Source organism: Ruegeria sp. YTSC003, assembly GCF_059609785.1.
On the sequence record NZ_JBXWMK010000001.1, the window covers coordinates 49,823 to 63,508 of the forward strand.

At 56.8% G+C, this 13,686-nt stretch carries 11 protein-coding genes and 1 pseudogene; 10 read left to right on the forward strand and 2 right to left on the reverse strand.

What is annotated here, in order from left to right; translation table 11 throughout:
• The first annotated feature begins 54 nt into the window (after positions 1 to 54).
• From AC2FFH_RS00250 to AC2FFH_RS00295, 10 genes and pseudogenes are all read left to right on the forward strand, one after another.
• Positions 55 to 1,068 carry a TRAP transporter substrate-binding protein gene (locus AC2FFH_RS00250; RefSeq protein ID WP_496769763.1) on the forward strand — a complete coding sequence of 338 codons (1,014 nt, stop codon included), beginning with the start codon at positions 55 to 57 and terminating at the stop codon, positions 1,066 to 1,068.
• Positions 1,069 to 1,147: 79 nt separating this feature from the next.
• Positions 1,148 to 2,317: a mandelate racemase/muconate lactonizing enzyme family protein gene (locus tag AC2FFH_RS00255; protein ID WP_496769764.1), complete on the forward strand. Its 1,170-nt coding sequence runs from the start codon at positions 1,148 to 1,150 to the stop codon at positions 2,315 to 2,317.
• Positions 2,318 to 2,333: 16 nt separating this feature from the next.
• Entirely contained in the window at positions 2,334 to 3,176 is an 843-nt protein-coding gene (locus AC2FFH_RS00260) for a TRAP transporter small permease subunit (RefSeq protein WP_472723380.1), read from the forward strand.
• Positions 3,176 to 4,798 (forward strand): TRAP transporter large permease, encoded by a 1,623-nt coding sequence (locus AC2FFH_RS00265; protein WP_496843496.1) that lies wholly within the window; start codon positions 3,176 to 3,178, stop codon positions 4,796 to 4,798. Before AC2FFH_RS00260 ends, AC2FFH_RS00265 begins: the two co-directional genes overlap by 1 nt.
• A gap of 10 nt (positions 4,799 to 4,808) precedes the next feature.
• On the forward strand, positions 4,809 to 5,759 hold the full coding sequence (locus tag AC2FFH_RS00270) for a phytanoyl-CoA dioxygenase family protein (RefSeq protein ID WP_496843497.1): 951 nt from the start codon (positions 4,809 to 4,811) through the stop codon (positions 5,757 to 5,759).
• Positions 5,760 to 5,783: 24 nt separating this feature from the next.
• On the forward strand, positions 5,784 to 7,286 hold the full coding sequence (locus AC2FFH_RS00275; protein ID WP_496843498.1) for a UxaA family hydrolase: 1,503 nt from the start codon (positions 5,784 to 5,786) through the stop codon (positions 7,284 to 7,286).
• On the forward strand, positions 7,283 to 8,287 hold the full coding sequence (locus AC2FFH_RS00280; RefSeq protein ID WP_496843499.1) for a Gfo/Idh/MocA family protein: 1,005 nt from the start codon (positions 7,283 to 7,285) through the stop codon (positions 8,285 to 8,287). The genes AC2FFH_RS00275 and AC2FFH_RS00280 overlap by 4 nt, the downstream gene beginning before the upstream one ends.
• A 100-nt stretch (positions 8,288 to 8,387) precedes the next feature.
• Positions 8,388 to 9,314, forward strand: a pseudogene (locus AC2FFH_RS00285) (NAD(P)-dependent oxidoreductase); the annotation flags it as partial.
• Between the two features lie 3 nt (positions 9,315 to 9,317).
• On the forward strand, positions 9,318 to 10,199 hold the full coding sequence (locus AC2FFH_RS00290; protein ID WP_496780457.1) for a DMT family transporter: 882 nt from the start codon (positions 9,318 to 9,320) through the stop codon (positions 10,197 to 10,199).
• Positions 10,196 to 11,059, forward strand: a complete 864-nt coding sequence (locus tag AC2FFH_RS00295; protein ID WP_496843500.1) for a sugar kinase — start codon at positions 10,196 to 10,198, stop codon at positions 11,057 to 11,059. The genes AC2FFH_RS00290 and AC2FFH_RS00295 overlap by 4 nt, the downstream gene beginning before the upstream one ends.
• On the opposite strand, the gene AC2FFH_RS00300 is transcribed toward AC2FFH_RS00295, so the two are convergent.
• Entirely contained in the window at positions 11,046 to 12,242 is a 1,197-nt protein-coding gene (locus tag AC2FFH_RS00300) for a mannitol dehydrogenase family protein (RefSeq protein ID WP_496843501.1), read from the reverse strand. The genes AC2FFH_RS00295 and AC2FFH_RS00300 overlap by 14 nt on opposite strands.
• Positions 12,243 to 13,586, reverse strand: coding sequence for a glucuronate isomerase (gene uxaC, locus AC2FFH_RS00305; RefSeq protein WP_496843773.1), 1,344 nt, complete (start codon positions 13,584 to 13,586; stop codon positions 12,243 to 12,245).
• Positions 13,587 to 13,686: the final 100 nt, after the last annotated feature.

Genomic DNA, 13,686 nt, shown 5'->3' on the forward strand with positions numbered 1-13,686 from the left:
CGGAGGCGACAAGATCTCCCACTAAGCGCAATGCTCAACGTCTGGGAGGACACTATGAAAATAGTCAAGACAGCGGCCGTGGCGGCCGTAGCCACGACAATGGCAGCCGGTTTCGCGATGGCTGAAACAACGAAACTTAGAATTCAAACCCATTTTTCACCCGAAACTCTGTCTGGTCAGATGGCTGCAAAATACGTTGAAGACATTCAGGAGATGTCGAACGGCGAAATCGAAGTTGAAATGTTCTATTCCTCTTCGGTGGTCAAATCAGTTGAAACCTTCGATGCCGCAGCTACGGGAATTCTGGACTGCGACATGACGGGCGGCGGCTATCAGACGGGAAAAAATCCGGCCTTCCAGTTTGCGGGCGACCTGCTCGGCGGGTATCAGAACCCATATCAGCAAATGGCTTGGCTTCTTCATGGCGGCGGAAGAGAAGCTGTGAATGATCTATACAACGGCTATGACATGGAGTTCATCGGATGGTGGATTCCCGGGCCGGAGTCGCTTTCTTCGACCAAGCCGATTGCAAAAGTGGACGACTTCAAAGATTGGAAATTCCGCTCCCCTCCAGGCCTTGCGACCAAAGTGTTCGCGGAACTTGGTGCTTCTCCGATCGTTATGGACTTCAACGAAATCTTTACGGCTTTGGAAACCGGCATCATTGATGGCGCGGATGCCGCGAACCTGACTAACAACGTGGGACTGGGTCTGTACGAGATCGCAGGTCACACAAACTATCCCGGTTTTCACTCGATGCCTGCAGATCACCTAGCCTGTCGCAAAGACGTTTGGGAAGCGATGCCTGCGCACCACAAGAAGATCATGGAAGTCGCAATGGATAGCTTGGCATTGCACAATGCCACAATCAATGAAGTGCAGAACGCTCAGACTGCAAAAGACCTGAAAGCAAAAGGTGTTCAGTTGTACGAATGGTCGCCTGAAGACCTGGCAGCGTATCGCGCGGCCGTTCAGGTCGGTTGGACTGAGTTCGCGACGACCCCTGAGGCACAGGCGCTTTTGGAAAGCCACATCAACTTCCTGCGTGACCTGGGCGCAATGCAATAGTCAGACTTCGACCGAATTACGACGCACGGAGAGGCCGCATTAGCGGCCCCTCTGGATCGGCGTATGGATCCATAACTTCATGAAAATCAACAGAATAATAAGCCATGTACTGCAGTACGACATGCCGGAAGTTCTGGGCTACTCGCAACAGTATTATGACAAACGTACAACCCATCTGGTCGAGATTCGGACAGATGAAGGGGTAACCGGTTGGGGGGAGTGTTTTGGTCCCGGAAACGTAGCCATTGCCAACAAGTCCATCGTAGAAAAGGTAATCCAACCATTGGTTCTTGGCATGGACCCTTTGGACAAAGACGTGATCTGGCACAAGGTGTACAACCTTCTGCGAGACCATGGCCAAAGCGGAATGCCAATACAGGCTTTGTCCGGGGTAGACATCGCACTTTGGGACATCACCGGCAAAATCTCTGGCCTACCCCTTCATAAGCTTGTCGGCGGCGCGCATCGCACAAGCGTTCCTTGCTACGGCTACGGCATGATGCTTCGGGATGAACCGATTTCTAGTCTGGCCAGCCGTTTTGAGGAGGAAGCCGCGAAGATCAAGGAAATGGGATTTACCGCCACCAAAATGAAAACGGGCTTTGGCCCGAAGCCTGATGTGAAGTTGTGCGAAGCAGTTCGACGCGGAGTTGGTGACGACTTTCCTTTTATGGTCGATGCGAACCATGCCTATACGACTTCGGACGCATTTTTTGTCGGTCGGGCGCTGGAAGAGCTGGACGCATATTGGTTCGAAGAACCGGTCGCGCCAGAAGACATTGACGGGTACCGCGAACTGCGCACTTCGCTTAAAGTCAACATCTCGGGCGGAGAGGCGATATTCAATCGCTGGGCCTGGCGCAATCTTCTTGAAAATCGCGGCATTGATATAGCGCAGCCAGAAGTATGTGCTTTGGGCGGTGTTTCAGAGTATCTCAGGGTACTGGCCCTATGCCACGCACATTTCACTCCGGTCGTAAATCACGTCTGGGGCAGCGCCATCGCCGTCGCAACTAATCTACACCTACTGGCGGCCATGCCAGCAATTCCAGGCGGTTTGCATCCATGGGAGCCTATGCTGGAGTTCGACACAACGGACAACATGTTTCGGGACAATCTGCTGACCGTACCGCTGGAAATTCAAAATCAGGTCAAGGCCAACAACGGCCGTGTCATGATCCCGACTGGCCCCGGACTGGGGGTCGAGCCGGATCGAGACTTTATCGATCACTACAGGATCGAAGGATAGGGACGAGGGTTACGCGATGCACAAGAATTCAGGCGGACCAATTGAATGGCTTATACCGTTAGCCTTCGTCGCGACTGCCAGTTGGCTTGTTTGGCATCTCCCGGCATTCCTATTGGATTGGCTGCCTTACACCTCTGAATCCCTCAAAAGCCAGGTAACGGAAATATATCTGCGCAGCGACGTCACGCCCGAATTGCATGGCGTGTTCGGTGGGTATGTCGACATCATCGACGTGGCCGCGCTAGTACTTCTGCCGTTTCTTGCAGTGATTGGTACCAAGACCGTGCGCCCAGCGACGATGGAGTTCCAAGGCTCGACGATTATGGATCGTTTCGCCCTGTTCATAGGCCGAGTTACCATGATGATGATCGCAATCATGACTGTCGTCATGCTCTACGAAGTCTTCATGCGCTATATCTTGGAAAAGCCGACCGAGTGGGCCAACGAAATGACACTCTGGTTCGCCAGCTTTGTGTTTTTGATGTCTGGCTACTACGCCATGCAACAACGCAGTCACATTCGAATATTCCTGCTGTACGACGCAGTTCCACGTTGGCTTCAGCGTGTTTTTGATACGGTTTCGACAATCCTGATCGTACTGTTTGCCTTCTTTCTGGTCTACGGCAGCTACAAACAGGTGTTCGTCAACAAGCTCTATAAATGGGAGCTTTATGGCTCCGCCTTCAATCCTCCGATCCCGGCGACGTTGCAGCCGATGGTGCTGATCGTGATTACGCTCGTCGCAATGCAAGCAATTTTGAACTTGATCGCGGATTGGAACAAAGAACCGGAAATCCACACAGATGAACCGGACGAAGACGAAATTGAAATGATCAAACGAGCAGTGGGACAAGACTGATGGATATTGGAACAATCTCACTCATCCTGATGGTCGCCCTGATCGCGCTTCTGGCGATCGGGATGCCTTTGGGTCTGGCCTCGGCTTCCCTTGCGGTTCTGGTTCTTGTCCTGAAGTTCGAACCGACACTGCTTTTGAACCCATTTTCATTCGGCGACGGGGTTCTCACCGGTCGGCCAGGCACTGGGCCGCTCTATATCCTGGCGCAGAAGATATATGGGCTCTTAACGGACTACGTGCTCATATCAGTGCCATTGTTTATCTTCATGGCGTCGCTGCTAGAGCGATCCGGGATCGCGCGTGACATGTATTCGTCGCTGAATGTCTGGCTTTCCAGAACACGCGGCGGCATCGCGATCGTGACCTCGATCATGGCGGTGATCATGGCAGCCATGTCCGGCATAATTGGTGGCGAGGTTGTCCTGCTGGGACTTATCGCCCTGCCCCAGATGCTGCGCCTAGGGTACGATCAAAATCTCGCGATCGGCGTCATCTGCGCCTCGGGGTCGCTGGGCACCATGATCCCTCCCTCCATCGTTCTGATCATCTATGGCCTGATCACCGAAACCTCGATCAAGTCGCTGTTCACCGCGTCTTTCATTCCTGGCTTCATGCTGGCCTCGATGATCATCCTGTACATCATCATCCGCACGCAGTTGAATCCTCATCACGCTCCGCTGCCGGAACCGGATCCGAACGACCCCGAACCGGCCGAAAAACGCAAACTGTTTGGGGCCTTCATGAGCATCGTCGTCGCCGGGTTTTCCACCGTTCTGTTTATCCGGGCCGCGTTTTTCGAGCTCTCAGGCTCGAACGCTGCCAGCCAGGGCGAGCCCGCGAGGCTGGGAACGGCTGACTACCTGCCCTGGTTTGCCGGCATCACGATCGTTGCCCTTCTGCTGATCTTCTTCGTCTTTGGCAGAGAGCGCGCTAAAATCGGGTGGGAAATGGGCAAAGGCCTCGTCGCTCCGCTGGTCGTCATCGGCGTCGTGCTCGGCTCGATCTATGGCGGGATCACAGGCATCACCGAGGCTGCGGGCATGGGCGCCTTCGCCGTTCTCATTATCGCCATCCTGCGGGGCGAAGGATCGTTCGAGCTGGTTTGGGACAGCTTGATGCGAACCCTAAAATCCACAGGCACCATCATATGGGTTACGATCGGAGCCGCCGCGCTGGCGGGTGCCTATACCATTGCTGGCGGGCCCCAATACGTGGCCGACCTAATCGTCGGCCAGGAGCTGCCAACCATGCTGGTCATTCTGGTGATGATGCTGATCTTGCTGTTCATGGGCGCATTCATGGATTGGGTCGGAATCGTGCTGTTGATTATTCCGGTCTTTCTGCCGATCGTCCTGCGCCTTCCTATCGAAGAAATCGGAGTCTTTGGCCAGTTGGAGCCGAGTCATGTCGCCATCTGGTTCGGCGTCGTGTTCTGTATGAACATGCAGGTCAGCTTCCTCTCGCCCCCTTTTGGCCCGGCCGCGTTCTACCTCAAGTCGGTGGCCCCGCCACATATCAGTCTGACGGATATCTTCCGCGGCTTCCTGCCATTCATCGGGATCCAGTTGCTGGCGCTTTCCGTTCTTCTGATTTGGCCGGGCATCATCGCGCTGCTGTTGTGAGGTCGCACCCATGCTGACACAAGATCAGATTGGCAAGTTCCAGACGGACGGATACCTCGTGGTCGAGGATGTTATCCCTGCCGATGTCCTTGATCGGGTACAGATCGAATACTCGGATGTCCTGAGCCGGCTCTATGACGGTTGGTACGAAAGAGGGCTGGTCAAGGACGAACCGTCTGGAATGACCTTCTGGGACAAACTTCTGTCCGCCTATCAGGCCGGTTGCGACTATTTCCAGCCGCTGGACATCTCGTTGCCCGGCGATCGGATCATGGCGGACACACCTTTCCATATCGGGCCTGCAGTGTTCGACTTGCTAACGGCCCGGCCCATGCTTGACATTGTCGAGCAGTTGATCGGGCCAGAGTTGGTGAGCAATCCAATCCAGCACGTCCGGCTGAAGCCCCCCGTTCTCAAGCTGTCCAAGGATGAGGTGCGCGCGCACATCACAGCGACGGACTGGCATCAGGACCGGGCGGTTGCGTTGGAGGATGCGGATCAGACCGACATGGTCACGGTGTGGATTGCCGTCAACGATGCAACGGTCGAAAACGGCTGCCTGCAAGTGCTGCCAAAGGCACATGACCAATCCATCCTGCCGCATTGCGCGCGGACGCAGACTGGTATTGCCGACGGATTCATTGACGAAGGCCGGGCTGTGCCCCTTCCTGTCAAGGCGGGCGGGATCATCCTGTTTCACCCTCTGACGCCACATGCTTCGCTGGTCAATGAAACGGACCGGTTCCGCTGGTCGTTCGACATCCGCTTCAGTGCGGCAGGCCAGCCCACCGGTCGAGGCCATTTCCCCAGCTTCATCGCGAGGTCCAGATCGCGCCCCGAAACCGAACTGCGAGATTGGCGTGTCTGCAAATCTAATTGGGAAGCGGCGCGAGCAAGGCTGTCCGGACAACCGCACATAGATATTCACCGGTGGACATCGGACTCACCGTTCTGCGCCTAGCTGCTGCCGCCAGGAAAGCTGATTATGACTTTTGTACGTTTAGATCGAACGGATAGCGTGGTTGTTGCAACTCGGTCCCTGGAGGCCGGCAGTATGGTGGAGGATGTCATGACCAATACGCGCATCCCCTCGGGACACAAGGTCGCCACGCGGAATCTTGCACCCGGCGATCCTGTCAGAAAATACGCCCAGATTATCGGTTACGCCACCCAACCGATCGAACCTGGCGACCATGTGCACACCCACAATATCGAGTTCCGCAACACTAGTGTGGACTACGAGTTTGCGACGGATCACAGGCCCATGAAACCCGCCACCTCGGTCGATACGTTCATGGGCTACCACCGGGACAGTGGTCGGGTCGGCACGCGCAATTACATCGCGGTTCTGACCACAGTTAATTGTTCGGCGACTGCGGCCCGTATGATCGCCAACCACTTCACGCCGGACAAGTTGGCCGAGTTTCCGAACGTCGACGGCGTGGTGGCCTTTGTCCACGGAACGGGCTGCGGGATGGCCGATTCCGGCGACGGTTTCGAAGCTCTTCAACGGGTCATGTGGGGGTTTGCGAAACATCCCAACCACGCTGCCGTTCTGATGGTCGGCCTAGGCTGCGAGATGAACCAGATCGACTGGCTGCTGGACGCGTATGGGCTGAAGCAGAGTCCTACCTTCCAGACGATGAACATCCAGAACGTTGCCGGATTGCGCCGCACCGTCGAAATGGGCATCAGTAAGATCAACCAAATGCTGCCCATTGCCAATGAGGCGGGACGCAGTGAAGCCCCGGCGTCCGAACTTATGGTTGCGCTGCAATGCGGTGGATCGGACGCCTGGTCAGGTGTGACCGCCAACCCGGCGCTCGGGCATGCCTGCGACCTGTTGGTTGCCCAAGGCGGCACAGGGGTCCTTGCGGAAACGCCCGAAATCTACGGAGCCGAACATCTTTTGACCCGCAGCGCCCTTAGTCGCGCAACTGGGGAAAAACTGATCGGACTGATCGATTGGTGGCAGGACTATACCGCCCGCAATCACGGTTCGATGGACAACAACCCAAGCCCCGGCAACAAGCAAGGCGGTCTGACGACCATCCTTGAGAAGTCGTTGGGGGCAGCGGCGAAGGGCGGAACCACGCCTTTGACCGGTGTATTCAAATACGCCGAACCCATCACCGCCAAAGGCTTCACTTTCATGGATAGCCCCGGTTATGACCCGGCCTCCGTGACCGGGCAGATCGCGGCCGGCTGCAACCTAGTGTGCTTCACCACGGGGCGCGGTTCTGCCTTTGGGTCCAAACCGGCGCCTACGCTGAAAATCGCTACAAACTCTGAGTTGGCAGCGCGCATGCCAGAAGACATGGACGTGGATGCTGGCGACATTCTGACCAAAGGTGCCAGCGTCGAAGAGAAAGGACAGGAAATATACCGACGGCTGCTCCAAGTCGCCTCGGGCGCGCGAACCAAGTCCGAGGCGCAGGGCCTGGGCGACTACGAATTCGTTCCCTGGCAAATCGGAGCGGTGATGTGAAACGGATCCTTGTAGCCGGCGGTGGATTGATCGGTATCCGCCACGTGCGCGCCGTGATCGAGCACCCCGGCTGCGTGTTGGTCGGGTTGGCCGATCCAGATGGCTCGATCCAGATCGACGCGCCGCGTTTTGCCAGTATGGACAAGGTGAAGGGCCCGGTGGATGGCGTCATCATCGCGACGCCGACCCGCCTGCATGCCGAACATGGCATTCTGGCCGCATCCCGCGGTTGGCACATGCTGATCGAAAAGCCGGTTGCCGCATCGGTCGATGATGCCCAGCGCCTTAGGGCGGCCGTTCGCAAGGCCGATGTCTGCAGCCTTGTAGGCCACCATCGACGGTATCACACAACCTTGCAGCGCCTGAAAGAAGTGATCAAGCAAGGTACGATCGGACAAGTCATCAACGTCTCGTTGCTGTGGGCCATGCGTAAACCCGAGAGCTATTTTGAACAGAACTGGCGGACTTCCGATGGCAGTCCAGTCATGATCAATCTGGTGCATGATATCGATGTCTTGCGCTTTGTGATCGGGGAAATCTCGGATGTCGTCGCCCTGCCTGGCGCGTCGATCCGCGGATCGGATCGGATAGAAAGCGGGGCTGTTGCGATTGCGTTCGAAAACGGCGCGACGGGCACTATCAGTTTTGCCGACACCGCACCCAGCCCTTGGGGATTTGAAGCCGGAACCGGCGAAAACCCGAACATCGGCACGACCCATCAGGACATGATGTGGATCACGGGAACCAGCGGCGCTGTGAGTTTTCCCTCCATGACTCTGTGGCGTGGAAAGGATTGGGGCACTGCGGCCCAAAAAAACCAACTTACACGACCGGAACAACAACGCGCACCGCTTGAAGCGCAACTGGATCACTTCCTTGACGTGATCAACGGCGTCCCTCCACTAATCGATGTCGAGGATGCAGCCCGGACGCTCGAGGTCACATCATGGATCGAACAGGGGCTGAAGGCGCGAACGGCTCGAGCGCGGGCGCCGGCCTGATTGACATGCGGCCCGGCAAAATACCGGACCACCCAAAGACCAATGATTATCCGTCGGGCAATATGAGCATTCAAACTGCAAAGCCGCACGCGCCAGACACAAGAATGAAAACCAGACACATTCACGGAAAGGGAAACCAATGAGCAAACCATCAATCGGGTTTATCGGCTTGGGACTAATGGGCGGAGCCATGGTGAGCCGACTGTTGGACCAAGGATACTCGGTCGCTGTATTGGGAAACCGCGACCGCACATACCTGGACGCCGCGATTGACCGTGGCGCCCGCGAGATGCAAAACGCCCAAAAACTGGCTGAAGCCAGCGACATCGTGATGTTGTGCATGGGCACCTCGGAACAGGTCGAAAGCCGTATGCGCGGCACAGATGGAGTGATCGCGGGATTGAAACCCGGGGCGATCGTCATCGACTTTGGCACCTCGCTTCCAGGCAGCACACGCGCCTTGGCCGAGGAGGTTGCCGCAGCCGGCGGAAGCTATCTTGATGCGCCGCTTGGCCGTACGCCTACGCACGCGCTAGAGGGCAAGCTCAACATTATGACTTCCGGCGACAAGGCTGCCTTTAACAAGGCCGAGCCGACACTGAAAGACTTGGGCGAAAACGTTTTTTATCTTGGCCCCGTTGGGTCCGGACACACGATCAAGCTGATCAACAACTTCTTCGGAATGACCGTTGCGAACGCGATGGCCGAAGCCTTTGCCATGGCTGATATCACCGGTGTTGACCGTAAACAGGTGTATGACGTTATGGCCGCAGGGCCTCTGCATTCTGGAATGATGGATTTCGTCAAAGCCTACGGCGTTGAGAGCGACCCAAATCAGCTGGCCTTTGCCATCAAGAACGCGGCAAAAGACCTTGGGTATTATGACCGTATGGCACGCGATGCAGGCGTTTCCAGCGTGATGTCGCAGTGCGCGCTTTCGGCGCTGAATGATGCGCGCGACCACGGTCAGGCGGATGATATGGTTAGCCAGATGGTTGACTACTACGTCAAGCGTTTCAACACCTGATCGATGGCCGTCTCCGCCAACCCCACCGCTGACCTGCCGCGCCTTGGCATTGTGCTGATGCTGATGGCGTGGCTATTCTTTTCGTTGGTTGACCTTGGGGCCAAGTGGTTGGCGTTGGCCGGCGTGCCGGCATTTCAGTTGGCGTTCATGCGCTACGCGGGGCACTTTGTGATCTCTGTGGGTGTGATCGCCAAAGGCGGGATTGAGGCCAGCCGATTCAAGACCGACCATCCATGGCAGGTCATTAGCCGGGCCTTACTGCTGATCTCGGCGACCGTTTTCAACTTTTATGCCTTGCGGTTTTTGCCTCTGACCGTCGTGTCGGCAATCATGTTCTCAAGCCCGGTCATCGTGTGCTTCCTGTCCGTTTTCGTGCTGAAGGAGAGAGTAGGACCATGGCGTTGGGCGGCTATCATCCTGGGCTTTCTGGGGGTGTTGGTTGTCGTGCGGCCGTTTGGTTCGGCCTTTCATCCGACCATGCTGCTGATCGTCTATAACGCCACTGCGCTGGCCTTGTATTCGATCATGACGCGCAGGCTGTCCGGGGTTGTTGCGGTGGATACCATGCAATTCTACCTCGGGCTTACCGGGACGGTGGTCCTGCTGCCCTTCGCCATCTGGTTTTGGGTCCAGCCGGAAAACACCTGGAGTCTGATAGTCCTGATTAGCCTTGGCGTCTTTGGCTGGTGCGGGCATCAACTGCTGACTAACGCGCATCGGTTCGGAACGGCGAACCAGTTGATGCCATTCACCTATTCGTTCCTGATCTACGTTGCGATCTGGGGCTATCTGTTCTTTGACACTGTACCGGACGCATTCACGTTGGCAGGGGCTGCGCTGATCATGGTTGCCGGGCTCATCATCTGGAAAAGAGAAAAGAAATGACGCGAATTGCCTGCATCGGCGAAGCAATGATCGAATTGTCCATGCTGGAGACCGGCGCGAAGTTGGGCGTCGCCGGGGATACGCTGAACACAGCCATCTACATGCACCGCGCGGCTCCTGATCTGCAGGTGGAGTATGTGACATGTCTGGGCGACGACCCGTTCTCAGGGCGCATCGCGGACTTTGTCGCCAGCCATGGCATCGGGACATCCGGCATCCGCATCATTCCCAACGCTTCTCCGGGACTATACGCGATCACGACCTCTGCGGACGGTGAACGCAGCTTTACCTATTGGCGCAGCGAGGCGGCCGCCCGCCAGCTTTTTGCCGATCATGACTTCAGCTCGCTGAAAGGTTACGACGTGCTGTACTTGTCAGGGATTTCCGTGGCCATTCTTCCGCATTCAGTAAGGCTTGCGCTTCTGGACTGGTTCGAAGGCTCTTCAGTCCGGTTGGTCTATGACAGCAATTTTCGTCCGCGTCTTTGGGACAGCGCCGAACACGCCCGGCAGATCAACCAACGGCTTTGGCAGCGTGCAGATATTGCCCTACCATCCATCGACGACGAGATGGCACTGTTCGGGGAAAGCGCGGATCAAGTGGCGGCACGCTTTACCGATCATCACGGTGTCGGTGCATTGAAACGCGGAGAGGATGGCCCTCTGCCCATTGGTCAGAACATTGACCAAACCTATGAGCCTGCCAAAAACGTGCTGGATACCACAGCGGCGGGCGACAGTTTCAACGGTGGGTACCTCGCAGCCTTGCTGACAGGAAAATCGCAGGCCAAGGCCCTGATGGCCGGACACAATCTGGCGTCCACCGTTGTTCAGTTCCGCGGCGCGATCATTCCCGGATAAGTGACGCGAGATCCTCAGCGCCAACAAGGTCCAAAAGTGGCACTACCGGATCTGGCTGTTTGACAGCCGAGGCGATTTCCAACGCGCAAGGATCGTTCAGCGTCCTGCCCTTGGCGGTCTCGGACATGCAAAAGGAGATCCAGGCCCGCATCCCTGCAATCACCGCCTGAGAGCTGGTCTCACGGAGTGTGGGAACAAACCGATACGGCAGCTTTTGGCTGCCATCCATCGCGATTTGGTCCAGACGGTGCGCCAGCTCGAGGTTTTCAAAGCGGCGCAACAAAGCCTCGGCATAGTCCGGAACCTGTACTTGCAGTGCTGCGGGCAGCGTTGCGCCCGCATCCTTCATCAACTCGGAAACCAGCGGGCGCAAAACCGGGTCTCGAACCGCTTCGTGGACGTAGGTCAGGCCTCGCTCCAAGCCGCCATAAGCCAACAGGGAATGGGCACCGTTCAACATGCGCAGTTTTCGCATCTCGTGCGGGGCTACGTCATCGACCAGTTGCACGCCCGGCCAATCTGGGTGCGGACCGGCGAAACTGTCTTCGATCACCCACTCCGAGAACGCCTCGGTCGGAACAGCCATAGGATCGCCGCTGATTGCGCGAACGGCGTCCGTGGTAGCCGGGGTGATCCGGTCGACCATCGCGTTTGGAAAGCGAATGGCATTCCAATTCACGTCCAGGCCGGCTGCATTCGCAAAATCGGCAACTGCCGTTCCGAGCGTTTTGCCGTTTTCCATGCGATTGTCACAGCTTAGCACCGTTACTGGCTTGCACCGTTCCGCAAGGCCATAAGCTAAAAAACCGATCAGCGTCACAGGCCCTTGCCCTGCCAGATCGGCGGCAATCGCTGGGTCCTGAAGATTCAGATTGCCCGCGGCGTCCAAATGGTAACCTTTCTCGGTGACGGTCGCCGAGATGATCTCGGCATCCGCCATCACATCGAAAATCTCTGTGCGATCATTGGGCACGACCAGAACGTCACGCAGAGCTTTGATGCGCCGGACGCCCTGCCCCTGTACGCACAAATCGTACTCGAAACCTTGTTGGGCCAATCCATCCCGAACCGAGGATGAACGCAGGCTGACGCCGACAACGTCCCATCCGCCAGCTTGATCCGTGTAGTCCAGCAAATGCGCCCGGGCGAAGTTTCCAAGGCCGAAGTGAAGAATTGTACCCATCTAGCTTTGCAATCCGTAAACTTGTTTCGCCAAATCGACAGCCAGCAACCGCGCAAGATGCTCAGCACTATCCCGACCGAAATAGCCGCGCGCAACCTGATCGGCCAAATGAATCGCCACTCCCCGTCGCCACAGGTCGTGCCGTGCAGGAATGGACAGAAAAGCCCGCGTGTCGTCATTGAATCCGGCCAGATTGTAATATCCGGACGTTTCAACAATCTGATCGAAATACCGCGCTATACCGGCTGGGCTGTCGTGGAACCACCAAGGCGGCCCGATCCTAAGGCACGGCCAATGTCCCGCCATGGGCGCCAGTTCACGGGCATAGGTGCTTTCGTCCAATGTGAAGAGTATGATGCGCAGTTCCGCCGAGTTTCCGACCCGGTTCAAAAGCGCCTCAAGGCCCGTGACCCAATTCATCGCGATTGGAATGTCGGCCCCCTTGTCCCGTCCGAAGTCCCGCATTACCGCGTCGTTCGTGTTGCGCTTGCTGCCAGCATGTATCTGCATGGTCAGACCATCATCGATAGACATCTGCGCCATTTCGATCAGCATATGTCCATAGAACCGGCGCGCGCCTTGTTCTGTACCTTCCCGCCGTCTCAGCCGTTGGTACAGCGCATCCGGGTCGTCCAGCCACTCGGTCTGCACACGTTCGATACCGTGGTCGGTGGCCGTACAGCCCAGCTGGATGAAATAAGCCCGCCGCATTCGCAGCGCGTTGAGGTAGCCATCGTAGCTGCCCAGATCACAGCCCGTCAGCTCGGCCAACTTTTTCAGGTTTTGTACGAACTCCGGGTCCGCCCCATCCAAAACCCCGTCTGGGCGGAACGTCGGAACAACTCGCCCACCCCAATCGCTTGTACGAATCTCCCGATGCTCAACGAGGCTGTCGAGAGCGGAATCTGTGGTGGCCAGAACCTCGATCCCAAATCTGTCGAACAAAGCCCTCGGACGAAATTCAGGTCGCGCCAACTTTTCTGAGATCTTATCGTAAACCTGGTCTGCCGTGCGCGAAGACAACTCCTCAGACACGCCCAGCGTTTCATGCAGCACGTAATTCATCCAGATCCGGGATGGCGTTCCCAGGAACAGATGCCAGTGCTCGGCAAAAGTGCGAAAAACGGCGCGAGGATCCTTCTTTCGCCCCTCTTCCCCAATGCCAAGTTCGGACAAGGGAACGCCCTGCGAATAGAGCATACGGAACACGTAATGGTCGGGAACCACCAGCAGTTCTGCCGGGTTGGGAAACGGCGCATCGGTTGCAAACCACCCCGGATCGCAGTGACCATGCGGAGATACGATCGGCAGGTCCCTGATGCCCAGGTACAGGTCTTCTGCCATGCCATTCAAATTACCGGTCAATTCTGCCTCCGATACTGCTGCCCGAAATTGTTAACACAGTTTTTAGTGGTTGCATCTTTCCCGTTCGAACCCGCAGACT

Bases quoted from the DNA above. Each gene is read 5' to 3' on its own strand.
- uxaC (WP_496843773.1), bottom strand. From the start codon at position 13,586: ATGGCAGAAGACCTGTACCTGGGCATCAGGGACCTGCCGATCGTATCT.
- AC2FFH_RS00270 (WP_496843497.1), top strand. From the start codon at position 4,809: ATGCTGACACAAGATCAGATTGGCAAGTTCCAGACGGACGGATACCTC.
- AC2FFH_RS00260 (WP_472723380.1), top strand. From the start codon at position 2,334: ATGCACAAGAATTCAGGCGGACCAATTGAATGGCTTATACCGTTAGCC.
- AC2FFH_RS00275 (WP_496843498.1), top strand. From the start codon at position 5,784: ATGACTTTTGTACGTTTAGATCGAACGGATAGCGTGGTTGTTGCAACT.
- AC2FFH_RS00295 (WP_496843500.1), top strand. From the start codon at position 10,196: ATGACGCGAATTGCCTGCATCGGCGAAGCAATGATCGAATTGTCCATG.
- AC2FFH_RS00265 (WP_496843496.1), top strand. From the start codon at position 3,176: ATGGATATTGGAACAATCTCACTCATCCTGATGGTCGCCCTGATCGCG.
- AC2FFH_RS00290 (WP_496780457.1), top strand. From the start codon at position 9,318: ATGGCCGTCTCCGCCAACCCCACCGCTGACCTGCCGCGCCTTGGCATT.
- AC2FFH_RS00300 (WP_496843501.1), bottom strand. From the start codon at position 12,242: ATGGGTACAATTCTTCACTTCGGCCTTGGAAACTTCGCCCGGGCGCAT.
- AC2FFH_RS00250 (WP_496769763.1), top strand. From the start codon at position 55: ATGAAAATAGTCAAGACAGCGGCCGTGGCGGCCGTAGCCACGACAATG.
- AC2FFH_RS00255 (WP_496769764.1), top strand. From the start codon at position 1,148: ATGAAAATCAACAGAATAATAAGCCATGTACTGCAGTACGACATGCCG.